The sequence below is a fragment of the Vogesella perlucida genome, from assembly GCF_979366545.1.
Genome location: NZ_CEETRO010000001.1, coordinates 63,160 through 87,464, shown reverse-complemented (window position 1 = coordinate 87,464; position 24,305 = coordinate 63,160). Strand labels below are relative to the sequence as shown.

Annotated in this window: 23 protein-coding genes and 1 tRNA gene; 6 read left to right on the top strand and 18 right to left on the bottom strand. The window is 66.1% G+C overall.

From position 1 onward, the window contains the following. Positions 1-164: 164 nt before the first annotated feature. Genes ACZ9XP_RS00395 through ACZ9XP_RS00385 form a run of 3 tightly spaced genes read left to right on the top strand, consistent with a single transcriptional unit; the run spans position 165 to position 2,750 of the window. A complete protein-coding gene (locus ACZ9XP_RS00395) occupies positions 165-1,406 on the top strand; it encodes an MFS transporter (protein WP_147684095.1) in 1,242 nt (413 codons plus the stop codon). Next, a complete protein-coding gene (locus ACZ9XP_RS00390; protein ID WP_465187795.1) occupies positions 1,403-2,368 on the top strand; it encodes an alpha/beta hydrolase in 966 nt (321 codons plus the stop codon). The genes ACZ9XP_RS00395 and ACZ9XP_RS00390 overlap by 4 nt, the downstream gene beginning before the upstream one ends. A gap of 28 nt (positions 2,369-2,396) precedes the next feature. Then, positions 2,397-2,750 (top strand): translation initiation factor Sui1, encoded by a 354-nt coding sequence (locus ACZ9XP_RS00385; RefSeq protein ID WP_147684091.1) that lies wholly within the window; start codon positions 2,397-2,399, stop codon positions 2,748-2,750. Between the two features lie 87 nt (positions 2,751-2,837). Here the strand turns inward: ACZ9XP_RS00385 and ACZ9XP_RS00380 are convergent, their stop codons facing one another. The 6 genes from ACZ9XP_RS00380 to ACZ9XP_RS00355 form a co-directional block, all read right to left on the bottom strand. Next, a complete protein-coding gene (locus ACZ9XP_RS00380; RefSeq protein ID WP_465187794.1) occupies positions 2,838-4,151 on the bottom strand; it encodes an ATP-binding protein in 1,314 nt (437 codons plus the stop codon). Next, positions 4,148-4,810 carry a winged helix-turn-helix domain-containing protein gene (locus ACZ9XP_RS00375; protein WP_465187793.1) on the bottom strand — a complete coding sequence of 221 codons (663 nt, stop codon included), beginning with the start codon at positions 4,808-4,810 and terminating at the stop codon, positions 4,148-4,150. Before ACZ9XP_RS00375 ends, ACZ9XP_RS00380 begins: the two co-directional genes overlap by 4 nt. A 37-nt stretch (positions 4,811-4,847) precedes the next feature. After that, positions 4,848-5,390 carry a cytochrome b/b6 domain-containing protein gene (locus tag ACZ9XP_RS00370; RefSeq protein ID WP_147684085.1) on the bottom strand — a complete coding sequence of 181 codons (543 nt, stop codon included), beginning with the start codon at positions 5,388-5,390 and terminating at the stop codon, positions 4,848-4,850. A gap of 60 nt (positions 5,391-5,450) precedes the next feature. Continuing rightward, positions 5,451-5,720, bottom strand: coding sequence for a PepSY domain-containing protein (locus tag ACZ9XP_RS00365; protein WP_147684083.1), 270 nt, complete (start codon positions 5,718-5,720; stop codon positions 5,451-5,453). Positions 5,721-5,870: 150 nt separating this feature from the next. Continuing rightward, a complete protein-coding gene (locus tag ACZ9XP_RS00360; RefSeq protein ID WP_465187792.1) occupies positions 5,871-6,590 on the bottom strand; it encodes a phosphatase PAP2 family protein in 720 nt (239 codons plus the stop codon). Between the two features lie 94 nt (positions 6,591-6,684). Further along, positions 6,685-7,572 carry a DMT family transporter gene (locus ACZ9XP_RS00355; protein ID WP_147684078.1) on the bottom strand — a complete coding sequence of 296 codons (888 nt, stop codon included), beginning with the start codon at positions 7,570-7,572 and terminating at the stop codon, positions 6,685-6,687. 96 nt (positions 7,573-7,668) lie between these two features. On the opposite strand from ACZ9XP_RS00355, the gene ACZ9XP_RS00350 reads away from it, so the two are divergent. Continuing rightward, positions 7,669-8,463, top strand: coding sequence for an AraC family transcriptional regulator (locus ACZ9XP_RS00350; protein WP_147684076.1), 795 nt, complete (start codon positions 7,669-7,671; stop codon positions 8,461-8,463). Between the two features lie 53 nt (positions 8,464-8,516). Here ACZ9XP_RS00350 and ACZ9XP_RS00345 read toward each other — a convergent pair whose 3' ends face one another. Beyond that, positions 8,517-9,941 carry a DUF945 family protein gene (locus ACZ9XP_RS00345; protein ID WP_465187791.1) on the bottom strand — a complete coding sequence of 475 codons (1,425 nt, stop codon included), beginning with the start codon at positions 9,939-9,941 and terminating at the stop codon, positions 8,517-8,519. Between the two features lie 113 nt (positions 9,942-10,054). Here ACZ9XP_RS00345 and ACZ9XP_RS00340 point away from each other — a divergent pair, with 113 nt between their 5' ends. Continuing rightward, positions 10,055-10,744 carry a thermonuclease family protein gene (locus tag ACZ9XP_RS00340; RefSeq protein WP_465187790.1) on the top strand — a complete coding sequence of 230 codons (690 nt, stop codon included), beginning with the start codon at positions 10,055-10,057 and terminating at the stop codon, positions 10,742-10,744. A gap of 10 nt (positions 10,745-10,754) precedes the next feature. On the opposite strand, the gene ACZ9XP_RS00335 is transcribed toward ACZ9XP_RS00340, so the two are convergent. The 9 genes from ACZ9XP_RS00335 to ACZ9XP_RS00295 form a co-directional block, all read right to left on the bottom strand. Further along, positions 10,755-12,149, bottom strand: a complete 1,395-nt coding sequence (locus ACZ9XP_RS00335; RefSeq protein ID WP_465187789.1) for an FAD-dependent oxidoreductase — start codon at positions 12,147-12,149, stop codon at positions 10,755-10,757. Continuing rightward, positions 12,146-12,961: a phosphonoacetaldehyde hydrolase gene (gene phnX, locus ACZ9XP_RS00330; protein WP_465187788.1), complete on the bottom strand. Its 816-nt coding sequence runs from the start codon at positions 12,959-12,961 to the stop codon at positions 12,146-12,148. The genes ACZ9XP_RS00335 and phnX overlap by 4 nt, the downstream gene beginning before the upstream one ends. A gap of 10 nt (positions 12,962-12,971) precedes the next feature. Beyond that, positions 12,972-14,072 (bottom strand): 2-aminoethylphosphonate--pyruvate transaminase, encoded by a 1,101-nt coding sequence (locus tag ACZ9XP_RS00325; protein WP_465187787.1) that lies wholly within the window; start codon positions 14,070-14,072, stop codon positions 12,972-12,974. Positions 14,073-14,143: 71 nt separating this feature from the next. After that, a complete protein-coding gene (locus tag ACZ9XP_RS00320; RefSeq protein ID WP_465187786.1) occupies positions 14,144-15,835 on the bottom strand; it encodes a putative 2-aminoethylphosphonate ABC transporter permease subunit in 1,692 nt (563 codons plus the stop codon). Further along, the gene (locus ACZ9XP_RS00315; RefSeq protein WP_147684063.1) at positions 15,828-16,964 is read right to left on the bottom strand and encodes a putative 2-aminoethylphosphonate ABC transporter ATP-binding protein; all 1,137 of its coding nucleotides are present in this window, start codon (positions 16,962-16,964) and stop codon (positions 15,828-15,830) included. Before ACZ9XP_RS00315 ends, ACZ9XP_RS00320 begins: the two co-directional genes overlap by 8 nt. Then, on the bottom strand, positions 16,961-17,527 hold the full coding sequence (locus ACZ9XP_RS00310; RefSeq protein ID WP_465187785.1) for a phosphonate degradation HD-domain oxygenase: 567 nt from the start codon (positions 17,525-17,527) through the stop codon (positions 16,961-16,963). Before ACZ9XP_RS00310 ends, ACZ9XP_RS00315 begins: the two co-directional genes overlap by 4 nt. 43 nt (positions 17,528-17,570) lie before the next feature. Then, on the bottom strand, positions 17,571-18,584 hold the full coding sequence (locus ACZ9XP_RS00305; protein ID WP_465187783.1) for a putative 2-aminoethylphosphonate ABC transporter substrate-binding protein: 1,014 nt from the start codon (positions 18,582-18,584) through the stop codon (positions 17,571-17,573). A 144-nt stretch (positions 18,585-18,728) separates the two neighbouring features. Further along, positions 18,729-19,460 (bottom strand): phosphonate metabolism transcriptional regulator PhnF, encoded by a 732-nt coding sequence (phnF, locus tag ACZ9XP_RS00300; protein ID WP_465187782.1) that lies wholly within the window; start codon positions 19,458-19,460, stop codon positions 18,729-18,731. 133 nt (positions 19,461-19,593) lie between these two features. Next, positions 19,594-19,669, bottom strand: a tRNA-Thr gene (locus tag ACZ9XP_RS00295). Between the two features lie 421 nt (positions 19,670-20,090). On the opposite strand from ACZ9XP_RS00295, the gene ACZ9XP_RS00290 reads away from it, so the two are divergent. Then, positions 20,091-21,623 carry a methyltransferase regulatory domain-containing protein gene (locus ACZ9XP_RS00290; protein WP_465187781.1) on the top strand — a complete coding sequence of 511 codons (1,533 nt, stop codon included), beginning with the start codon at positions 20,091-20,093 and terminating at the stop codon, positions 21,621-21,623. A gap of 109 nt (positions 21,624-21,732) precedes the next feature. Here the strand turns inward: ACZ9XP_RS00290 and ACZ9XP_RS00285 are convergent, their stop codons facing one another. After that, positions 21,733-22,920: a DUF1501 domain-containing protein gene (locus ACZ9XP_RS00285; protein WP_465187780.1), complete on the bottom strand. Its 1,188-nt coding sequence runs from the start codon at positions 22,918-22,920 to the stop codon at positions 21,733-21,735. 10 nt (positions 22,921-22,930) lie between these two features. Continuing rightward, positions 22,931-24,274 (bottom strand): DUF1800 domain-containing protein, encoded by a 1,344-nt coding sequence (locus tag ACZ9XP_RS00280; protein WP_465187779.1) that lies wholly within the window; start codon positions 24,272-24,274, stop codon positions 22,931-22,933. Positions 24,275-24,305 lie beyond the last annotated feature (31 nt).

Here is a 24,305-nt window from a genome sequence, read left to right as displayed (position 1 = left end):
TTTTAACGATGCCGTACCGTACCTGCCGTACGCTATAAGCTGGTGCGTGGCATTCGATGCGTGCTGCTGTCGGGTGCACGGAACGCAGCGTACTGTTATCCCCACTGGTGCAATGGCGGCTGGCGGCGTAGCCTGTCCGGCTTTCCCCTTTTCTTGCCATTGCCATGTCCAGCCCTGCACCTGCTACCGTGTTGTCCCTGCGTCATCATCGCCCGTTCTGGCAGTTCTGGAGTGCGCGCCTGCTGCTGACCGGCGGCTTCCAGATCATGGGGGTGGCGGTGGGCTGGCAGATGTACAGCCTTACCGGCAGCGCGCTGGACCTGGGTCTGGTGGGGCTGCTGCAGTTTTTGCCGCGCATCCTGCTGGTGCTGGTTACCGGCACGGTGGCCGACCGCTATCCGCGGCAGCGTATCGTGGCCATCAGCATGCTGCTGCAGGCGCTGGCGGCGGCCACCATGCTGCTGGCCAATAGCGGTGCGGGCCTGGCGGTCAGCCGCGAGCTGATTTTTGGCCTGTCGCTGCTTATTGGTACCTGCCGTGCTTTCGACATGCCTACCATGCAGTCCATCCTGCCCAATATCGTGCCGCCAGCCCTGTTGCCACAGGCGGTGGCGGCGTCGGCCTCGGCCAACGAGATGGCCACCATCGTGGCACCGGCGCTGGGCGGCTTGCTGTTTGCCTTTGGCGCGCCGTTCAGCTATGGCCTCAATACGCTGATGTTCGTGGCCGGCATGGTGCTGGTGCTGGGTTTGCCGCTGCCGCCGCACGTAGCCGACAGCCGCAAGGTGAGCATGGATTCGCTGCTGGCCGGCATCCGCTTCATCCGTAGCCGGCCGGATATCCTGGGGGCCATTTCGCTGGACCTGTTTGCCGTACTGCTGGGCGGGGCGGTAGCGCTGCTGCCGGTGTTTGCCGCCGACATCCTGCACACCGGCCCTTGGGGCCTGGGCCTGCTGCGCGCGGCACCGGCGGTGGGCGCGCTGGCCATGTCGGTATGGCTGATGCGCCACCCGGTGCAGCGCAGGGTTGGCCGCACGCTGTTTGCGTCGGTGGCGGTATTTGGCCTGGCCACCATCGGTTTTGGCCTGTCTACCCACTTTTTGCTGTCCTTGCTGGCACTGATGGTGCTGGGGGCGTCCGACATCATCAGTGTGGTGATTCGCGGCACGCTGGTGCAGCTGGAAACGCCGGACGACATGCGTGGGCGCGTGAATGCCGTCAATTCGCTATTCATCGGCGCGTCCAACCAGCTGGGCGAATTCGAGTCGGGCGTTACCGCCCACCTGTTCGGCACCGTGCCGGCCGTGGTATTGGGCGGGGCAGGTACCCTGCTGGTAGTGGTAATCTGGATGCGGCTGTTCCCCACCCTGGCGCAGCGCGACCGTATGGAAACCACTACACCATGAACACACTTCACCCCGCCGTGGCCGCCTGGCTTGCCCAGGTGAACGCCATCCAGGCGCAAAGGTTGGCCGCAGGCCAGCAAACCACCCCCATCAGCGCGCGCGAGGCGCTGGCCGGGCTGATTGCCGCCATGGTGCCGGCAGGCCCGGCATTGCCCTGGGTGCAAGAGGCCATGGTGCCGGGCAGCTACCCGGTGCCGGTGCGCATCTACCACCCTGCGCCGGAGCAGGCGCTGCCGGTGCTGGTGTACTGCCACGGTGGCGGCCACATGGCGGGCAGTGTCAGCAGCTACGACCCGGTATGCCGCCGCCTGGCGCAAGCCACGCAGCACGTGGTGGTATCGGTGGAATACCGCCTGGCGCCGGAATGCCCGTACCCGGCGGCGCTGCAGGATGTCTGCACCGTGCTGCACGGCCTGCGGCCAACCATGCAGGCGCGCGGGGCAAACATCGCCGACGGCCTGCCCGTGCTGGCGGGCGATTCCGGCGGTGCCGCGCTGGCCGCCACCGTGGCGCAGTGGGCGCAGGCCGACGCCAGCCTGGCCATCAGCCGCCTGGTGCTGGTGTACCCCAGCCTGGATTACACCCTGTCGCAGGCGTCCATCCAGGCGCTGGGGCAGGGCTACCTGCTGGAGGCCGAGCGCATCGGCTGGTATTTCGGCCATTATTTCCGCGAAGGGGGCGACCGCCAGGCCGCCTCGCCGCTGTATGGCGAGCTTGGTGCACAGCACGCGCCCACGCAGATCCTCACCGCCGGTTTCGACCCCCTGCACGACGAAGGCCTGGCCTATGCGCGCCAGCTGGCCGCAGCCGGGGTGGCGGTGGACTACCACTGCGCCGCCGACCAGATCCACGCCTATATGCTGCTGGAGGCGCTGGTGCCCGAGGCCTGCGCTGCCGCCTACCAGCGCATAGCCGGCTTTGTGCGTGGTAGCGCTTTACACGCCGCGCCGCCCGTGGTGTGATGCGGGCCTTTCAATAAAGGGGGCAGACATGCGCTACGGTAAAGAAGGTGGGCTGGTGTACAGCACCGAGCATGGCCAGATGTGCCCCGGCTGCCGCCAGCCGCAGGCGGCCTGTAGCTGCGCCAGCGCGCTGCCAGCGGGTGACGGCGTGGTACGGGTCAGCTGCCAGCGCAAAGGTCGCGGCGGCAAAACGGTCACGCTGGTGCGTGGTGTGCCGCTGGCCGCCGACGCGCTGGCAGCACTGGGCAAGCAGCTGCGCGCCGCGTGCGGTAGTGGCGGCACGGTAAAAGATGGCGATATCGAAATCCAGGGCGACCACGTCGACACGGTGCTGTCCCGGCTGGCTGCGCTGGGCTATACGGTAAAGCGCAGCGGCGGCTAACACCGTGACCGCACAAGTTCAAAACAAACAAGCCCCTGTCTGCCTGACAGGGGCTTGTCGTTTTTACCGCGCCAGTAGCGGGCCCGGCTAGCTGACAGGCGGCAGGCCGTGCGGCTGTAGCGTCACGCGCAGGCCGCCTTCGCGGCGGTTTTGCCATTGCACTTGCAGGCCGTGCAGGTTGGCAATGCGGCCAACAATGGACAGCCCCAGGCCACTGCCGCTGGCATCTTGCCCGGCCGGGCGGTAAAAGCGCTCGCCAATGCGCGCCAGGTGCTCGGCGGCAATACCGGGGCCGTTGTCCTCTACCACCAGCTGTTGCGGGCTGACGATCAGCAGCACCTGGCTGCCGGGTGGGCTATAGCGCACGGCGTTGTCCAGCAGGTTGCGCAGCATGAGCTGCAGCAGGCTGGCGTCGCCGTCGGCCAGCGGGCCGTGGCCATCCAGCTGCAGGCTGACACGGGTTTGGCGCTGTGTGGCCGTGGCGGCCACCTCGGCCAAGGCCTTGTCGACCAGGGCTGGCCACGACAGTGGCGCAAATGGCAAGGTGTCTTGCTGCTCCAGCCTGGCCAGCGCCAGCAGCTCGTCTACCAGGTGGCTGGCACGGTCTACGCTGGCCAGTACCTTGTCGATGGCGGCGTGGCGGGCGGCCGGGTCGTCCAGCAGCTGCACCAGCTCGGCTTGCACGCGCAGGCCGGCCAGCGGGCTGCGCAGCTCGTGGGCGGCATCGGCGGTAAAGCGGCGCTCGTGTTGCAGGGTGCTGGCGACGCGGGCGATCAGCTGGTTCATGGCGTCGATCAGCGGGCGGATTTCGGTGGGGACATCGGTGGGCAGCGGCGTGTCGTCGTCGGTGCGGCGCTGCTGTAGCAACTGGCGGATGCTCTCCAGCGGCTGCAGGCCACGGCCCAGCGCCCACCAGATGGCCAGCATGGCGACCGGCAGCACAATGAGCCACAGTAGCTGCGCCAGCAGCAGGCCGCGCATCAGCTCCCAGCGTTCGCCTTCTTCTTGCGCCACGGCGACGGTGCCCAGCTCGCCGCTGTAGTAGTACACGCGCCAGATTTCGTCGTGGTGCAGGCTGGTGACAAAGCCGGTAAAACCGGGGCGGGGCGATAGCTGCATGCCGTCGCTGTCGGCTACCAGCGCGCGCGCCTGGCTGTCCCAGATGGCCACCGCCTGGTGGTCGGCGCTGTCTTCTTCGTGTAGCTGGGTATTGTTTTGCCCGGCGCGCAGCTGCGGCAGGGTGTGGTAGAGCTGGCGCGCAAACAGCTGTTGCTGTTCGTCGTACAGCTCGGACACCTCGTGATGTGCCAGCAGGCCAACGACCACGCAGGCCAGCAGCCACAGTGGCATGATGGTTTTCAGCAGGCTGCGGCCAACCGTGCCACGCAGGCTGCTGCTCATGCCTCGTCACCCAGGGTATAGCCCAGGCCGCGGCGGGTTTTGATCAGCTCGCTGCCCAGCTTTTTGCGCAGGTGGTGAATGTGTACTTCTACCGCGTTGCTTTCTACTTCGTGTGCCCAGTCGTACAGTTTTTCTTCGATCTGGGCGCGGCTTAGCACGCGACCTTTGTTGTTGAGCAGCAGTTCCAGCAGGGTCAGCTCGCGTGCGGCCAACTCTACCGGCTGCCCGTCCAGCAGCACGCGGCGGGCGGCAGGGTCCAGGCTGATGCGGCCGTGCTGCAGCATCGGGCTGGCCTGGCCACCGCGGCGGCGCAGCAGGGCGCGCAGGCGGGCGGCTACCTCGCCCAGGGCAAAGGGTTTCACCAGGTAGTCGTCGCCGCCGCTATCCAGGCCGCGAATGCGGTCGTCTACCGCATCGCGTGCGGTAAGAATCAGCACCGGCAGGGCGTGGCCATTGCGGCGCCAGCTGGCCAGGACGTCCAGCCCGTCTACGCCGGGCAGGCCCAGGTCCAGTACGGCAGCATCGTAGGGGGCGGCGTCGGGGCCGCACAGCGCCAGCTTGCCGTCGCGCAGCCAGTCGCAGCTAAAGCCCAGGGCGGTGAGGCCGGCTTGCAGGCCGTCACCGATGAGCGGGTCGTCTTCGATAATGAGGATGCGCATGCGGCCTCCGTGGTTTTATGCCGGCAGTGTACTGCGTTCAGCCCCGCCAGGTCTTGTAGCCGGTGATCATGGCACGGACCAGGTTTACCTTTTCCAGCTTGCCCATCACGATGGCCGCCGCCGCGTGCAGGCCTACCGCCAGCATCAGGGTATTGGCCAGGCCTTCGTGTAGTTCTTCCAGCCATTCTTCTCCCCAGTAGGCATCGGTGCCCATCAGGTAGCCGGTGGCACCCAGTGACAGTACCAGCGCCATCAGCGCCAGCATCATGATGGCACCCAGCGGGTTGTGGCCGTCGCTGTGCGGCAGCGTGCCGTTGCGCAGTTGCAGCAGGTGGTGTCGCAGGCGTGCCGGGGTGGGAAAGAAGCTGGCAAAGCGGGCATGGTGGCTGCCGACAAAGCCCCACACGATGCGTATCAGTACCAGGGCACTGGCGATGTAGCCGGCCCAGCGGTGCGGCGGGTCGCCTTCTTCCAGCAGCAGGAAGTTGGCCAGCACGCAGGCCACCAGGCTCCAGTGAAACAGGCGTACCAACGGGTCCCAGATGTATTGGCGGCGTGGTGTGACGGGCAGGGTATCCATAGCAGGCTCCATAAAATGAAAAGCCTGCTGGCAGGTGCCAGCAGGCAGGGGCAAGGCCGTTTAGTCTTCGATGTCGGTTTTCACGGCGGCGCCGCTTACCGGGTCAAAGTAGATTTCTACTTTTTTGCCTTCTTTGTTTTTGCCGTAGATCTCGTAGCAGTTACCGGACACTTTGAACTTCTTGATCTGGTAACCCTCTGCGGTCAGCTTTTTCTTGAAGTCGGCTTCTTTCTGCCATTTGTCTTTCGGTTGGGCCTTGCACTCGGCACCGGCCAGGGCAGCGTTGGAGGCAAAGGCGGCGATCAGGGCAACAGCAAACAGTTTTTTCATGGTGACGCTCCGTGTAGACCCCTGCTCAGTGCAGGTACAGGGTCATTAAAGCAAGCCAGCCTTAACGTGAGCTTATGCTTGTGGCTTGATAGCTAGCGGGCGTAAAAAAGCCCGCTGGTGGCTGGCGGGCGTCGTGTAGCGCAGCCGGGCTCAGCCCCGCCGTGCGGCGCGGTAGTCGAATACGGCAAAGCCCAGCACGCACACCAGCCACACTACCCAGCCGCTCCACAGGTTATGGCTGAGGAAATGAGCCCCGCGCGCTACCTGGCCCAGGCCCATCAGCATGCCCGCTAGTACGCCGCCCCACAGCGCCATGCGGGCGCGGGCGGGGTGGCTGGGCCGCCAGTAAAAGTACAGTGCCATCAGGGCAAAACCGGCCGAGGCGTGGCCGCCGGGAAAGCAGTGGCCGGGGCCGGCGTTCAGCGGTGTCACGGCCAGGGTGGGGAAGTGTTCGGCGCTACCGCCGTAGGCGGCCATGTCCCACGGGCAGGAGTGGGCGCTGCGTGCTTTCAGGGTGGATACTGCGGCGCAGGCCAGCATCATCATGCCGGCAGTGTAGGTGCGGCGGCTGTCACGGCGGCGTAGCCCGCTGTAGAGCAGCCATAGCGTGCAGCCTGCCACGGCGTATTTGGCCAGCCGGTGGTTGAGCCAGTCCAGCCATACGCTGTCCTGCAGCGGAAAGCCCTGCAGCGCGGGGCTATAGAACAGGCGGGTAACGGTATCGTCCAGCGTGGTGTCGTATTCCAGCAGCAGCAACACGCTAGCCAGTAGGGCCAGGCCGCCCAGCTGTATCGCTACCCGGCGCAGCACCGGAAACGTAGTAGCCAGGGCGCTGGTGCCCTGCTGTTGTGTCAGTACATTGCCCGGCATGGTGGTAACCCGCTATCTGCTGAAATAGCGGGCATGCTGTGCCACCAAGCTTATGACGTGCTTAAGACAGGCTGCTGGCGTGTCTTTGGGCTCTTCAGACGGGCTGTTTGCGCCAAGCCGGCAGGCGCAGCACCCCCTGGCTGAGGCTGACACCCAGCAGAATCAGCCCGCCGCCCAGCCAGTGGTAGCTGTGAATGGTTTCCCCCAGTGTGACGCTGGCCAGCAGGGCGGTAAACAGTGGCAGCAGGTTCATGAAAATGGCCGTGCGGTCGCTGCCCAGCGTCTGGATACCGCGCATCCAGAAGTAAGCCGCCAGAATGGACGAGGCAATGCCGGCAAACAGCACCAGTGGCACACCCGCTGCCGGGATGGCCATGCTCTGCGCGGTGGCAGCGACCGGTATCAGCATCAGCACCGCCAGCCCCACCTGCACGTACAGGTTCAGCCACTGGCCAAATGGCGGCGCCCAGCGCTTGAACAGGATGCCGTACAGCGCATAGCTGGCCGAGCCCAGCAGCATCAGCGCATCGCCCGTGTTGACGCCGCCCGCCAGCAGCGCCAGTGGGTGGCCCGCACCCAGCAGGTACAGCACACCGGCCAGCGACACCGCCACGCCCGCCACCGCGCCAGTGCTGATGTGCTGGCGGAACACCACGGCATTGAGCAGCAGGCCGAGCAGGGGGATCAGCGCGCAAATCACGCCCATATTGGTTGCGCTGGTCAGGTGGGCAGCGTAGTAGGCCAGGCACTGGTAGGCCACCATGCCCAGCAGCGCCAGCACGGTAAAGCGCGGCAGCATGGGGCGGATGGCTGGCCACTGCGCGCGCAGTGGGCGCCACATCAAGGGGCTGAGCACCAGCAGGGCTACCAGCCAGCGATAGAACGACACTGCAGCCGGGTCCAGCACGTTGGCCGCGGCCTTGGATACCACGGTATTGGCGGCCCAGATCAGTACCGCCAGCAAGGGAAAAAAGCGTGCCATGGCAGGCTCCGTTAGCAAGAATGCTGCGAGTGTAAACTTGTCTTTTGAAGGGTATATACTTCAAAACAGACATAATCATACGCCGGAGCCGACAAGATGCATGCGCTAGCCTACAGCGATACCGACCAGCACCTGCCGCCCCCGGCACCGCTGTATTTCCGCCACGAACAGTTCCTGGCCAATACCGATTTTGAATGGCACGTGCACCCCTGGGGCCAGATCAACCGTATCAGCCTGGGCATACTGGAGCTGCAGCTGCCGGACCGCACGCTGGCGGCCCCGGCCGAGTACCTGGTGTGGATTCCGGCCGATGTCGCGCACGCCGCGCACATTCGCCAGGCGCTGGATTATGTGTCGGTGTATGTGGCGCCAGCGTTGGCCGCACAGCTGCCGCCACAGCCCTGCCTGATACCGCAAACGCCGCTGCTGCGCGCCTTGCTGGATGATTTTTGCCAGCGCGGCGTCACCGCCATGGTGGACGAATGGGACACCCTGCAGGCGCAGCTACTGGTGCAGCGCATGGTGCAGGCGGGCAGCCTGGGCGACTACCTGCCCGATAGCCACGACCGCCTGTTACGCCCCGTGTTGCAGACCCTGCGTGCACAGCCGGGCGACAACACCACGCTGGCCAGCTGGGCCGCGCGCGTGCACAGCACCGAGCGCACTCTGGCACGTCGCTTTCAGCAGCAGCTGGGCATGAGTTTTGCCGCCTGGCGCAACCGTGTGCGGCTGCTGCAGGCGCTAGCCTGGCTCAAAGCCGGGCGCACGGTAGCCGACATTGCCGCCGAGCTGGGCTATGCCACGCCGTCGGCTTTTATTGCCATGTTTGCCCGCCATACCGGCATGACACCAGAGCGCTACCGGCGCCAGCTGCTGGCAGGCAGGGCGTAAAACGGCTGCGGCCAACCCGGGCAAGGTTGGCCGCATGGGCGGGGGAGGGCAGTTTACTGGCTAAGGGCTTCGTCCGGCGCCACGGGAACGGCTTGGTCTATCGGCTCGTCTACTGGCGCACTGGCCTCGTACGCTGGCGCACTCTGGGCGGGCGGTTGGAAGGGCTTGCCGTTTTGCAGCAGCTTGCCGTCGCTCAGGTCAAAGCGGGTTTGCAGCAGCGCGCCGGCCTGTTGCAGGCTGCCGGTGGCCAGCATATTGGCCACGGTAGTGCGGTAGCCGTGTACCAGCATGTCGCGCTGCGCCTCGGGGGCAAAGTCGTTGATCCAGCGCTCGGGCAGGATTTGCGGCCAGCTGATCAGTGCCTGCAGCGCCAGCTTTTTGGCCAGCGCGGCTTCGTTGCCGGCCAGCTCGGCTTCGCTAGGCGCGCTCAGGCTGGCTTTGAGGTTCAGCGTGCTGTTGCCTTCCGGGTTGGCCAGCGTGGTCAGCTGGGTAAAGGCAGGGCTGTGCGACAGCAGGCGGGCCAGCAGCGCACGGTGTGCCGGGTCGGCCAGCTGGTTGCCGAAATGGCATTGCAGCATGCCCTGGGTCAGCGCTTGCTTGTTGTAGTCGGCCAGCGCTTTGGCATCCAGCCGGCTCAGGCTACCCTGGGCGGACAGGTCGCCCAGCGGTTTGCTGTTGTAGTGCAGGCCCACCCAGCCGCCTTTGAAGTTGATTGTCAGCATGCCGTTTTGCTCGCTGCTTTGCGCGCTGGTTTCCAGCACCCCGGCACTGAAGCTGTGCTGGGTGGTGCCCTGGCTGGCGGCAAGCTGCAAGCCGCCAAAGCGTGCACTTTCCTGGCCCAGCAGCAGGCCGCTGTTACTGCGCTGGTACTGGCCTTTGTACAGCAGGTCCTGGGTGGTGAGCTTGAAACGGCCTTGCGCGTCGCTGGCATCGCTGCCGTGCAGCACCAGCTCGTGCTGCAGCTTTTGCAGGTCCAGGTCGTACTGGAAGGTGGCGTCCAGGCCTTTCCAGTGCAGCAGGTTGCCGTTTTTCTCTACGCGGAAGCCCGGGCTGCTGATGCGGGTTTCCATCTGGCCCAGCCAGCCGGCACGGGTATGGATGCTAAGCGGCTGCGCATCGCCAAACAGCTGCTTGATCGGCTCGGCCCAGCTGGCCGGCCAGATGATGTCGGTACGCACGCCGGGCGATAGCGGGTTGTGCGACACCGTGTTACGCACGGTAATACCCGGGCGCGTGCCGCCAAACAGCTCGCTGTTAATCTCGTTTTCGCAGCCTAGCTGGTAGCTGACGGTTTCTTCGCTTTGCCACAGGCTGTAGGTCTTGCTGCGGCTGATCACTTTCAGCAGCGGGTATTGCGTCATGGCCTGGTTCAGCTTGTCCAGCTGCTGGTGGCTGCGCCAGGCGGTATAGGCGCAGGCACCGCTGAAGGTGGCCAGCAGGACGGCGCCGGCGGTAAGGGCGAGGTGGGCGGGCTTCATGGCGGGGCTCGGGCGAGGGAAAACACCACTGTATGGCAGTGGAATAGCCAGGGTCAATTTGCCCGCCCCGGGCACAGCCATTACAGTGCATTTTTATGTTGCGGGAGCGTCGTGTGCGAAAAGCCATTGCAGGGTTGTTGTGTCTTGGCCTGGCCGCCGCCAGCTGGGGGGCGGGGCAGGCATGCCGTGTTACCGCGATTAGCGATGGCGACACGGTAAAGTGCCTGCAAGACTGGCGCGAGCAGACCGTGCGCCTGGGCCAGATCGACGCGCCTGAAAAAGCCCAGCCCTACGGCCAGCGTGCCCGCGCCGCACTGGCTGCACGGGTGTTTGGCCGCACCGTGCAGCTGGAGCGCCACGAAACCGACAAATATGGCCGCATCGTTGGCCGCCTGTGGCTGGACGGCGTAGACATCAACCTGGCGCAGGTACAGGACGGCTGGGCCTGGGCCTACCGTGACTACCTGAAAGAGCCGCACTATATCGCCGCCGAAAACAGCGCCCGCGCCGCCGGGCGCGGCTTGTGGGCAGGTAGCGGCCCGGTGCGCCCGCAAGACTGGCGCCGTGGCAGCCGCCGCGCCACCCCTTTGCCGCCGCCGGATGCCCCCGTTGCGGCCAACCCTGGCCGTAGTACGCCAGCCAGCCCCGCCAAGCCAGCAGCGGTTTTCCAGTGCGGCAGCAAAAACCGCTGCAGCCAGATGGCCAGCTGCGCCGAGGCGCAGTTTTACCTGCAGCAATGCGGCGTGAAAAAGCTGGACGGCAATCACGACGGCATCCCCTGCGCGTCGCTATGCCGCCCTTGAGGCACTATTGCTAACGGTCAGCCTTGCCGGCCATGCTGGCCAGTGCCGCCAGCCGCGTGGCCAGCCAGGCCGGGTGCCGCCCGGCGTCCTGTGCGGCCTCTACGCTGCGTATGGCCTGGCGCACCAGCATGGCACCGGGCCAGCGTAGCGGCTCGGGCGGAAACTGTGCCAACGGCCCCTGCGCCAGCGGGCTGCGCGTCCAGGCATTGTCCTGCCCCAGCAGCAGGCTGCTCAGCAGCTGCCCGCCCAGGTGGCACTGCACCACGCCATTGCCGGAATACCCCATGCCGTAAAACACCCGCCGGTAGCCGGGCAGCACGCCAAAGAAGGGCAGGCCGGTGGCCGAGCGGTCGGACGCGCCGGTCCAGCTTTGCGCCAGCGGCACCCCGGCCAGCGCCGGGAAAAAGCGCGCGATGGCCGCCTGTAGTTGGCCGCGGTAGGCGCTGGGCTGGTCAAAGTAAGCGTGCAGGCGGTTGCCCCAGGCAATGCGGTTGCCGCCTTTGCCCAGCATCAGCCGCCCATCCGGCGTGCTGCGCCAGTAGTGCACAAAGGTGCGCAGGTCGCACACGGCCTGGCCACGGTCCAGCCCCAGCTGCCGCATCAGCTCGGGCGCGGGTTCGGTAATGACCATGTCGGACGATACCAGCACCACGCTGTCGGCCAGCTGGCCAAAGCGGCGCGGCATGGCGGCGTTTAGCGCCATCACCGCCTGCCGTGCCTGTACGCAGCCCTGCGCGGTATGCACCCGCACCTGCTCGCCTTCTTGCAGGGTGGTCATGGCGCTGTGTTCGTACACGCGGATGCCCATGGCGCGCGCCACGCGCAGCAGGCCGCGTACCAGCAGCGCCGGCTGCAGGCTGCCCGCTGCCGGGCTGTACACCCCGTGCTGCAGCTGAGCGCTGCCACCCTGCGCCACGGTGGCGGCGGCGCCTAGCGGCTGCCAGCGGTTGCGGCCAACCTTGTCCAGTGCGGCCAGTACGCCATCCAGCGCGCCCGCTTGGGCGGCGCTGCTGGCAGCGTACACGGCGCCGCCTAGCCGTATGCCGGCATCGATGCCGTGCTGGCGGCAGAAGCGGTCGATGTCGTATACGGCTTGTTCCGAGGCGGCCACCAGGCGGCCGGCTTCCTCGGCGCCGTACAGCTGGCACAGCGACAGGTATTTGGTGCTCCAGGTCAGCATGCAGCCACCGTTGCGCCCCGATGCGCCGCTGCCGCACAGGTCTTTTTCCAGCACCACGATGCGCCAGTGCGGCTGCGCTTGCTGCGTCATGATGGCGGTCCACAGGCCGGTGAAACCACCGCCCACAATGCACACGTCGGCCAGCAGCTCGCCCTGCAGCGCTAGCGGCGGCGGCTGGCCTTCGGCCGCCAGCGCCTGTTGTAGCCAGAAGGCTTGCTGGCTCACGGGCGTTCCCCATTGGCCAGGCGTACCTCGATGGCGTCCAGCACCGCAGGTAGCTCGACGAGGGTATCCACCACGTAGTGCGCGCCGGCAGCGCGCAGCTGCGCCTCGGCCGGGGCGCGGTACTCGGCCTGCTGCGCCGGGCTCAGTGCTGCCCACTCATCGGCGGTTAGCCCCACGGCGTTGCCGCTGGCGGCCAACCCTACCGTCCACATGCCGGCACGCAGGCCTTCGGCAATGCCCGGCACGGTGTCGTCTACCTTCACGCAGTGGCGCACATCGCCCACGCCCAGTGCTAGCACATTGTCCAGCACCATCCACGGGCCGGGGCGGCCGCCGGCGGGCAGGTCGTCGGTAGCCACGGTGTGGTCCGGTGCGTAGCCAGCGGCGGCGGCCAGTGGCAGCAGCTGGTCCATCACTACGCGCGGGTAGCCGGAGCAGCTGCCGATTTTCAGGCCGCGTGCGCGTAGGCTGTCTACTGTGGCAATGGCGCCGGGGATGGGCGCGGAGTATTCGCCCACGCGTGCCACCTGCAGCGGCATGAACTGGGCGTACAGCGCGTCCACGTCGCTATCCTGCATGGCCCGGCCAAAGCGTGCCTGCCAGCGCTCGGCTACGCCCGGCAGGCGGCCCAGCGCCTGGATGTGGTCCCACTTGGCCAGGCCCATCGGTACGCGGGCTTCGGCCATACTGACTGGTACGCCGATGCGCTCGAAGACGTCGAGCAATACCTGGGTGGGGGCAAAGGAACCGAAATCCACGACGGTACCGGCCCAGTCGAAAATCACGGCTTCAAGGTGTTGGTAAGTGTGCATGGTGTGTTCCTCAGGCAAGCCAGCCGAGCTGGCGCAGGGTGGAAATGATGACGTGGCAGGCCTGGCCGACTTCGGCTTGGTCGATGGCGCCGATGCAGCCCACGCGGAAGGTTTCCTGGTGGGTGAGCTTGCCGGGGTACAGCACAAAGCCCTGTTCGCGCACCGCTTGGTACAAGGTGGCAAAGCGGTAGTCCGGGTGCGCCGGCGCGTGGAAGGTCAGAATGATGGGGGCCTGTAGCGCGGGGGGCAGAAACAGCGCCAGCCCGGCTTCGCCCAGGGTGCGCTGCAGCTGCGCCGCGTTGGCCGCATAGCGCGCCAGGCGTGCCGGCTGGCCGCCTTCGGCCAGGTATTGGTCCAGTGCGGCACGCAGCGCGGCAACCACATGCGTGGGCGGGGTAAAGCGCCACTGGCCGGTGGCTTGCAGGTAGTCGTGCTGCGCCGCCAGGTCGAGCGACAGCGAGTGGCTGTTGCCACGGCTGGCGGCCAGGCTGGCCTGGTTGACGATGACAAAGCCCATGCCGGGCACGCCTTCCAGGCATTTGTTGCTGCTGGCGACCAGCGCGTCGATGTGCAGCGCGGCCACGTCGATGGGCAGTGCGCCAAAGCTGGACATGGCGTCCACAATCAGGCGGCGGCCGGCGGCGTGTACCACGGCGGCCAGCTCGGCCAGCGGGTTCAGCATGCCGGTGCTGGTTTCGCAGTGCACCAGGCCTACATGGGTAATAGCCGGGTCGTCGTGCAGCAGCATGGCCAGGGTGGCGGCGTCCGGCGGGGTGTCGTCGGCAGTGGTGTACAGGCTGTGTTCGCGCCCCAGATAGCGGGCAATGTCGGCCATCCGGCGGCCGTAGGCGCCACCGGCCAGCACCAGCAATTTGCCGCCGCGCGGTACCAGGTTGGCCACGGCGGCTTCGACGGCAAAGGTGCCGGAGCCTTGCAGCGGTACGCACACGTGGCTGCCCAGGCCGCCGGCAATGGCCAGCAGGTCGTGGCAGACGCTGGCGGTCAGCTGGTTGAAGCGGCTATCCCACGAGCCCCAGTCGGTGAGCATGGCGGTTTTGGTGGCCAGGCTGGTGGTGAGCGGGCCGGGGGTCAGCAGTATCGGTTCGCGCATGGTGTTTCCTTGCTTGTCTAGATGTCTTTGCGGGGTCAGAAAAACCGGGCCGCAGCCCGGTGAGGCAGGGTTTACAGCGGCTGCGGCCAGCGCTGGCTACGCGCCAGCAAGCAGTGCGAGAGCAGGGCAAACAGCAGGCAGGCGGCGCCGCTGCTGGCCACGATCAGCGTGGCCATGGCCGCGGCGGCGGCGGTATCGCCGGCGTCGTCCATGTTCAGCACCGCTACCGCCGCCAGCACGGTGTCTGGCGTGTACAGAAAGATCACCGCCGATACGGTGGTCATGGCCGATACAAAAAAGTAGCGGGCAATATCCAGCACCGCCGGCAGGCAGGTGGGCAGGGTGACGCGCCACAGCGTGTACCACAGCGGTACTTTCAGCGAGGCGGCTACCGGCTCGAAATCGCCATCCAGCTGCGCCAGCGCCGTGCGCGCCGTCATGTGGGCAGTGGTGTAAAAGTGCGCCACCGAGCACAGCACCAGTATCGCCAGCGTGCCGTACAGGCCGTGCAGCGGGTTGGCCGCATGGTTGAAGAAAAAGATATAGCCCAGCCCCAGCACCAGCCCCGGCACCGCCATGGGCAGCATGGCCAGCGCGTGCAGCAGCTGCCCTGCCGTGCCGGCGGTGCGTAGCTTGCTGCTGCCCCAGGCGCCCAGAAACACCAGTACCGTGCCAGCCAGCGCGGTATACAGCGCCAGCTTCAGGCTGTTGGCAAACGCCAGCCAGCCGCCGCCGTCTACCAGGTCAAAGTCGAAATGCTGCAGCGTCAAGCTGAGCTGGTAGGGCCACTGTTGTATGAAGGCCGCCGCGATGGCGGTACCCAGCAGCACCAGCAGCGCCCCCCCCACCGCACTGCAGTACAGCAGCGCCAGCAGGCGCACCAGTGGCTGGCGCAGCGGCTGCAGCGGCTGTGCGCGCGCCGAGACCTGGGTGCCCTGGCGCCGTTGCAGCCAGCGGTCCACGGCAAACGACAGCAGCGCCGGCAGCAGCAACAGCAAGCCGATCACCGCGCCGCGCGGGAAGTTCTGCTGGCCGATGACCTGTTTGTACGCCTCTACCGCCAGCACCGGGTACTGGCCGCCTATCACTTTGGCCACGCCAAAGTCGGTGACCACCAGGGTAAACACCACCATGGCGGCCGACACCAGGCCGTAGCGCGTGGCGGGCAGGGTAATGGTGGCAAAGCGGCGCAGCGGGCCGGCGCCCAGTGTGCGCGCTGCTTCGTATAGCCTGGCGTCGCCCACCGCCAGCGCGGTGAGCAGAATCATCAGCGCGTGCGGAAAGGTATAAAACGCCTCGCCCAGCACGATGCCGGCAAAGCCGTAGATGCTGCCGTCGGCAAACCAGCTTTTCAGCAGGCCCTGGTGGCCAAACAGGTACACCAGCGAAATACCCGGCAGCAGCGATGGCGCCAGCAGTGGCAGCAGGGCCAGCAGGCGGAACAGCGCACGCCCAGGCAGGGCGACGCGGGTGAGTGCGGCGGCGTAGCCGTAGGCCAGCGGCAGCACCAGGGCGGTGGTGGCCAGTGCCACCTGCAGGCTGCCGCCCGCTGCACGCGCCAGCCCCGGCTGCGCCAGCGTGTCGCGCAGCGGTGCCAGGCCGGCAAAGCTGCCGTCACCGGCCAGCATGGCCTGGCCCAGGATGGCGGCCAGCGGCAGCAATACGGCCACCACCAGCAGGGTCAGCAGCAGCCACAGCAGCGCGCCGGCCTGGGTTTCGTCGCGGCTGGCGGCCAGGCGGCGCGGTGTGCTCAGGCTAGTCATGCTGGGTCTCCTTGCCGGCAAACACGCGTAGCCGTGCGGCGTTCAGCGACACCGGTACGCGCTGTTGCGGGCTGATATCCAGCTGTGCCAGCTGGGCGTGCGTGATGTCGGCCACCACGTTGGCCGCACCCCAGGCTGGTACGTGCAGGCTCACGCGGTAGATGGGGCCCAGCAGCTCCAGCTTGGTGATGTCGGCCAGTACCGCGTCCGGCGTGGCCGGCCAGCGCGGGTGCAGCACCAGGTCTTCCGGGCGGATGAACAGGGTTAGCGCACTGCCTGCCGCGGTGCCGTGCGGCGCGGGCAGCAGCAGGGATACATCGCCCAGCGTGGCGTGCTGGGTGCTGCGGCTGCGTGCGGCCAACCAGTTGCCCTGGCCGACAAAGCTGGCCACAAAGCGCGTGGCCGGCTCGCGGTACAGCGTAAACGGCGTGGCGCACTGCTCGATGCGCCCGCCGTTCATCACCACCACGCGGTCGGCCATGGTGAGCGCTTCTTCCTGGTCGTGCGTGACCATGATGGTGGTAATGCCCAGCTTTTGCTGCAGGCTGCGGATCTCGCGGCGCAGGTGTTCGCGCACGCGGGCGTCTAGCGCCGACAGCGGCTCGTCCAGCAACAGCAGGCTGGGCGAGGTGGCCAGCGCACGCGCCAGTGCCACGCGCTGCTGCTGGCCGCCGGACAGCTGCGCCGGGTATTTGCCGGCGATCTCGTCCAGGCCGATCAGCGCCAGCAGCTCGGCGACGCGGTGTTGTTTGTCGCGGCGGGCACCGCCCAGGCCGTAGGCGATGTTGTCGGCCACGGTCAGGTTGGGAAACAGCGCGTAGCTCTGGAACACAATGCCGTAGTCGCGCTGCGCCGGTGGCAGCAGGGTGATGTCGCGGCCATCCATGACGATCTGGCCGCTATCGGGTACATCCAGCCCGGCGATCTGGCGCAGCAGCGTGGTCTTGCCGCAGCCGGATGGCCCCAGCAGGCAGACGAACTCGCCCTTGCCGATGGTGAGGTCCAGCTGGCTCAGTACCTGCTGTTGGCCAAAGCGTTTGCTGATGCCGGCCAGGGTCAGGTAGGGGCGGGGGGCGGCACCGTCGGTGGGTGGCGCTTTGTGTAGCAGGGTGGTGGGGTCGAGCTTCATGGTGTGGCTTTCAGAACGTTGGCCGCAATAGCCAGGTAGTGCGCCAGTGGCGGCGGGCTGGCGGCAGGGTCTTTGGCCAGGTCGTCGCAGTGGCGCAATAACACCGCGTCGGCTGCCCACGGGCGGGCGGCAAAGCGCTGGCAGGCGGCAGCGCTCATCACGCCGCCTTGCAGTGCCAGCGAGGCTTGCGAAGCCGGCGACAGCGCGGCGTGGTAGCCGGGCTGCACGGCGCACAAATAGCGTTTGGCGGCCACGTGCAGGGCAATGGGCTGTAATACCTCGTCCGCAAACAGGTGTTGCAGCCTGTGTACGGCTACCGCTTCGTGGTGGTCGTTGATGCCGTTGGCGATATCGTCGTCGCCTTGCTCGCACACCAGGTGGCCCAGGTCGTGCAGTAGGGCGGCGGTAATCAGCGCCGCGCTGGCCCCCGCTTGTTCGGCTGCGTGGGCGCTTTGCAGGGCGTGTTGCAGCTGGCTGATGGCTTCGCCGCCGTACAGGCGGGTGCCACTGCCGGCCAGCAGGCGGGCGATATCGTCCAGACAGGTAAGCGGGGTGCGGGGCATGGGGTACTCCGGCGGCGGGGCGGGCCCGCCGCATGGGGGGGGCTTATTTCGGCTCGGATTTGTTGTCGTAGCGGCGGGTCCATTCGGCCAGAATGCGGTCACGGTTGGCCGCAGACCAGCGCAGGTCTTGTTTCACCAGGCGTTTTTCGTAGTCGGCAGGGATGTGCGGGTTGGCCTTGGCAATGCCTGGCATGGCCACGATGGCAAAGTTTTTCTCGTACAGCTCGTTGGCCGATTGGGAAGCAGACCAGTCGGCCAGGCTGCGGGCGGCGGCCAGGTTGCGCGTGCCTTTCAGGATGGCGGTGGCTTCGACATCCCAGCCCAGGCCTTCTTTGGGGAAGACCAGGTCAATCGGCGCACCGCCGTCTTTCAGCTTGGCTGCGCGGTATTCAAATGAGATGCCGATAGGGAACTCGCCGGCAGCGGCCTGTTTGCACGGCTTGGAGCCGGAGTGGGTGTACTGCGCTATGTTCTGGTGCAGCTTGTCCATATAGGACCAGCCTTCTTTTTCGCCAAACAGCGTGAGCCAGGCGGTGACATCAAAATAGCCGGTGCCGCTGGAGGCCGGGTTTGGCATCACGATCTTGCCCTTGTATTCCGGCTTCAGCAGGTCTTTCCAGCTTTCCGGTTTTTTCAGGCCCTGCTTGGCGGCTTCTACGGTGTTAAAGCAGATGGCGGCGCCCCAGACATCCATGCCTACCCAGGCTGGCGGGTTGCTGTCATCCACGTAGGCTTTGCCGAGTTTGCCCAGGTTCTTGGGGGCGTACGGCTGCAGCATGCCTTCCTTTTCCAGCACCAGCAGCGAAGACGCGGCCACGCCCATCACCACGTCGGCTTGCGGGTTGGCTTTTTCGGCCAAGAGCTTGGCGGTAATGATGCCGGTGGAGTCGCGTACCCAGCGCAGCTTCACGTCCGGGTATTCCTGCTCGAACTTTTGCTGGTAGGCCTTCAGCTGGTCGGCTTCCAGTGCGGTGTATACGGTCAGGGTGGTATCGGCCAGGGCGGCCAGGCTGGTGGTGGCCAGCACGGCGGCCAGCAGGGTGCGGAGGGTGTGCATGTCGTGCGCCTTGTGTCGGGTTAGGAGACAAGGCGCACTGTACGCGGCCAACGTTACAGGCTATTTACATCTAGATGTCTAGATGAATTTGTGTGGCTTTATGCTACACGCTGTTGCGATGGCACGGTGGCGGCCAGCTGCGGCTTACAGGCTGTCGGGGGTGATTTCTACCTGCACGCTGTCACCGCCAAAGCGGGTGATGCCGTACTCGATAGGCGTGCCGGCGCTGTCGGTGTACACGCTTTCCACGTACAGCACCGGCTGCTGCTTGCCCTGGCCCAGCGCGGCGGCTACCTCGGGGCGCGGCAGGCGGGCGCTGATGCGGCTCAGGCTGCGGCGAAAGCTGGCGATGCCCAGGCGGGCAAAGGCTTCGCTGGTGCTGCGGCTCTGGCGGTAGTGCTCGATAAAGCCATCGAAACGCGGCAGGGGAAAGTATTGGGTACAGACGCTGACCGGCTTCCCATCGGCCAGGTCCAGCGCCTCTACCCGCAGCACCTGGCTACCGGCGGGCACGGCCAGCATCCGCGCCACGGCGTCGCTGGCGGGCTCGAAATGGCAGGACTGGATGTCTACGTCGCTCACCAGGTGCTGGTCGCTAAGGCTGTGGGAAAAGCGGCTGCTTTTGCCCAGGCGGTAGGCAATGATTTCTTCTTGTACAAAGGTGCCGCGGCCGCGTTCTATGCGCACCAGGCCTTTGTCTTGCAGGTGCTGGATGGCCTGGCGCACGGTGTGGCGGTTCACGGCAAAGCGTTCGGCCAGCGCGGTTTCATTGGGCAGCCGGCCGCTGAGAGTGCGGGACAGGATTTCCTGGCTGAGGGTGGCTTCGATCTGCAGCCATAGCGGCGTGCCGGCGGGGCGGGCGGTGCGTTTGTTCATGGTGTGCGGGCAAAAAGGATTTGCGCGACATTACCATGACAATGTGACAGCTGACAGCTGACAGCGCGTGCGTTGGCTGGGCGGTAGCCGAAAAGGCAAAAGGCCCCTGTCTTGCGACAGGGGCCTAAATGCTTGGTGCCGGAGAAAGGAGTCGAACCCTCGACCTTCTGATTACAAGTCAGCTGCTCTACCAACTGAGCTACACCGGCGTAGGACGCGAATATTAGACAAGCCCGCCCGCTTTGGCAAGCCCCTGCATGCAAAATTTTTGCATGCAGGCAGGTAGAGCGGGGGTGGCAGGCGGGTTTATTGCAGCCACACCAGGTTGGCCCATATTTCGTCCAGGTGGATGCGGTGCTGGAAGAGGCGTTTCATGTGCTGGCTCCTGCTGTGTGATGGGTTAACGCCATCATGCTGCATTGTGATTTAAAAGTTAAATTGATTTAAATAATTCAATAGCTAAATTGTAACTATGGCTGCAGCCGTGTGGCCAGCTACTGCGCCAAGGTGTCGCGCCGCTGCCGATAGCCAAACCACAGGGGCAAATAGGGTTGCTGATTGCTGCGGTAGCCGGGCCCATGCGCTATGGTGGCTTAAACGGTTACGGATTACTGCAAAGGGGAGCGCCTTATGTCCTGGTCTGCCGGTTATGTCACGGATGTGGATTACACCTACGGTTATTACAGCGAGCTGAACCCTTACTACGCGCGCTTTGTGCTGCAGGATGCCGGTTATGCGCTGCCGGCCTGGCATACCGCCTGCGAGCTGGGTTTTGGCCAGGGCATCAGCGTCAACCTGCACGCCGCCGGCGGCAGCCTGCAATGGTACGCCAACGATTTCAACCCGCAGCACGCCGTCTTTGCGCAAGCACTGGCCGCCGCCAGTGGCAGCGGTGCCGTGCTCAGTGACGAGTCCTTTGCCGAGTTTTGCACCCGCGACGACCTGCCAGCGTTCGACTTTATCGGCCTGCACGGTATCTGGAGCTGGATCTCGGCCGACAACCGCGCCCTGATCGTCGACTTTGTACGCCGCAAGCTGCGTGTGGGCGGCGTGCTGTACATCAGCTACAACACGCTGCCGGGATGGGCGGCATTTACCCCGCTGCGCAAACTGTTTGCCAGCCACGCCGAGCGCATGAGCGCCCCCGGTGCCGGTGTCGAGGCGCAGGTGAAAGCCGCGCTGGATTTCAGCCAGCAGCTGTTGGCCGCAGAGCCGCGTGCGCTGTCCGATAGCCGGGTAAAAGACAGGCTGGGCACCATTGCCAAGCAAGACCCGCACTATCTGGCGCATGAATACTTCAATCGTGACTGGGAGCCCATGTACTTTGCCGACCTGGCCGCCGCGCTTGCCCCGGCCAAGCTGTCCTATGCCTGCCAGGCCAGCACGCTGGACCAGGTGCCGGTGCTGCACTTTACGCCGGCGCAGCAAGCACTGCTGGACGATATCAGTGACCCGCTGTTTCGCGAAACCGTGCGTGACTACATTCAGAACCAGCAATTTCGCCGCGATTACTGGATAAAAGGCGCCCGCAGGCTGGCACCGGCCGAACAGCAGGCGCAATGGGCGAGCTTGCGCGTGGCGCTGGCGGTGCCGCGCGACCAGGTAAAAATGAAGCTGGCCTTGCCGCGTGGCACCATCACCCTCACCCCTGCGCTGTACGAGCCGGTGCTGGATGCGCTGGGCGATGGCCAGCCGCACACGCTGGGCGAGCTGGCCCGGCAGCTGCTGGGCCCTGCCATGCAGCGCAGCCAATTGGTAGAGGTGATACGTGTGCTGGTGGGCGCGCGCATGCTGCTGCCACTGCCTGAGCAGCCCCCCACCGACGGCCAGGCTGCCGCCCGGCTGAACCAGCACATTGTGCAGCTGGCGCAGCACAGTGCGCGTATTGCGGCGCTGGCCAGCCCGCAAAGCGGCGGCGGCGTGCCGCTATCGCGCTTTAGCCAGTTGTTTATCCAGCAATATCTGGCGGGCGAGCGCACGGCAGATAGCCTGGCGCGCTACGTGCACGCGCTGCTGCAGCACAACCGCGAGCGCGTGGTGCACGAGGGCAAGATGCTGGAAAGCGACGACGCCCAGCTCGCCCACCTGCAGGGCCTGGCGCAGCACTTTCTGCAGGGCGAGCTGCCCCTGTTGCAAGGCATGGGCATTCTGCCCAAGGTTTGATGTCTGCCCGCGCGGCACGATCCACCCCGCTTGTACGCCAGGCGGGGTGTTTTTTTAGCCGAAGCGCTGGCCATGGCCCGGTGATGACGGGTGGCCAGCGGCGAGCATATTAGCCGCGCAGCAAAGGCAATGGTTTAAAGCGCCCGCCTAATACCCCAGCCGAGGGTTTGCCCCACCAGGTTTCGCATACCGTGGCGTACAGTTGGCGAAAATCCACTGCGTAGGGCAGGTTGCCATCGCTGATGCCGGCCAGTTGCGGCGCCTGGCCGTAGAAGCCGCCTGCGACGCGGCCACCCAGCACAAAGTGGCTGTTGGCCGTGCCGTGGTCGGTGCCCTGGTTGCCGTTTTCACGCGGGCGGCGGCCAAACTCGGCATAGCTCATCACCAGCGTGTCGTCCCAGCGCCCTTGCGCCGCCAGGCCTGCCTGCAGTGCGGCCAACCCTTCTGCCAGCTCGCCCAGCAGCCGTTGCTGGGTGCCGGTTTGCCCGGCGTGGGTGTCAAAGCCGGTCAGCGTCAGCCGTGCCACCACCACCTGGCTGCCGCCAGCCAGGGTTTCCAGCAGGGTCTGCACGGCACGGCCGAAATTGCCGGGGGCATCCGGGATGCGGCCCGGGTCTTGCATGCTGCCCATGGCCTGCTGGGCGGGGGGCATTTTGCCAATATCGCTGGCGGCGCGGCGGATGTCGGCTTCCACTTTCAGCACGTGGGCCAGCGCACTGCTGCCGCTCTGGCGGGCTGCTGCCTGGGCCAGCCTTGCCTGGCGTGCAAAGTCGGCCGCGTTGCGCAGCACCACGGCGCGGGCGCCACCGGCTAGCGGGCCCAGCGTCTGGCTACCCAGAATCAGGCCGTCGCTGGCGAAGGCGTCGCCGGCCGGATATTGCTGCAGCAGCCGGGTCAGCCAGCCGCTGCTGAGCGTTTGCGTGCTATTGCTGGCGGTGTCCCAGATGTCGATAGAGCGGAAGTGCGACAGGTTGGGCTCGGGGTAGCCCACGCCCTGCACGATGGCTAGCTGGCCGGCTTGCCACAGTGGCAGCAGCGGCGCCAGCGCCGGGTGCAGGCCGCGTTGCTCGTCCAGCTGCAGCACCTGTTCGCGGGCAATGGCCAGGGTTGGCCGCAGCCGGGTGTAGTCGGGGCTGGAGTAGGGAATGACGGTATTGAGCCCGTCGTTGCCGCCTTTCAGCTCCACCAGCACCAGCAGGCGCTGGTAGCCTGCCGGGTCGATGGCGTAGGCCAGGCCGGGTAGCTGCACGGTGAGCAGGCCAGCGCCGAGGGCGGCAAGAAACTGTCGTCTTTGCATGGTGGTGTCCTTATTGCAGCTGCCAGGCCGGGTCTTGCAGCAGCTGGCGCAGCGCCAACAGGGGCGCGGCATGGGCGGGTAACGGGTTGGCCGCAGGCAGGGCGGGCAGCCAGCTGGTGGCGGCCGGGTACTGCTGCAGCCAGTCTGGCGCAATCTGTGGCCGTGGCTTGTTGCCGCCGGGTCGGGTCAGGCTGTCCAGAAACTGTTTGCGCAGCAGCAGGCTGTCGCTGTTGATCCAGGTGTCGCCGCCGGGCCAGCCGCGTACATTGGGCGGGTCGAACAGGTCTTGCCCCATGCGGCGGTTAAGCTGCGCCAGCGCTTGCCAGTCGGGCACGCTGATGCCAAAGGTGGCGACAGTGCCCACGGTCAGCTCTACGGGGGATTTCACCTGCTGGCCGCTGCTTTGCCAGAAAGCCGGTGTCAGCAGCAGGGCGCGTACCAGGGGTTTGATCTGGTAGTCGCGGGCAAAGCTGGCGGCCAAGCGGTTCACTGTCGCGTCATCCGGGCTAGGGGACACCAGGTACAGCCACAGCTTGCGGGTGATGAAGCGGGCGGTGGCCGGCTGTGCCAGCAGGGTGTCCAGCACCGCGTCGCCATCCAGCGTGCCGCTGCGGCCCAGCACGGTTTTCTGGCCGTCGTCATGGCGGCGCGGGCGGAATACCGGCTCGCCACTGGCCGGGTCCAGCTGCCAGCCGGTAAAGGCGCGCGCGGCCTCGCGGATGTCCTGTTCGCTGTAGTGGCCTTCGCCCAGGGTGAACAGCTCCATCACCTCGCGGGCAAAGTTTTCGTTGGCCTGGCCTTTGCGGCTGCCAGCCGTATCCAGATAGCGCAGCATGGCCGGGTCACGTGCGATGTCGTGCAGGAGGGTGGCAAAGTTGCCCAGTGCTTCGCGGCGCAGCAGCGCGTTCTGCCGGTACATCAGCTGTGCGCTTTTCACCTTGTTCTGGCCAGACACGAAATGGCCGTGCCAGAACAGGGTGAGCTTTTCGGTGACCGGGCTGGGCGTGGTGGCCATTTCCTGCAGCCACCAGGCACGTAATGCCAGGCCGCGCCGGGTTTCGGTATCGCGCAGGGCTTTTTTCTCGCTTTCGCTGAGCTCTTTGCGTGGCGGGTGCAGTAGCGGCGTGTTTACCCAGTCTGGCGGGGCGCTGGCGGGCTCGCTGCGGCTACCCGCCAGAATGCGGTCGACGGCGGCCTCGCGTTCCAGCGGCGCCAGCGCGGCCACCTGCGCAGGTGGGGTGCCAAAGCCGGTGCGGCCAAGCAGCAGGCGGGCACCGGCTTCGCCGATGGGGGCTGCCAGTGCCGGCAGCGGCAGTAGCAAGACCAGGCTGGCGAGTTGGCGCAGCAAAATCATGGCGTTCTCCTGACAGATTTATCTATCAAGT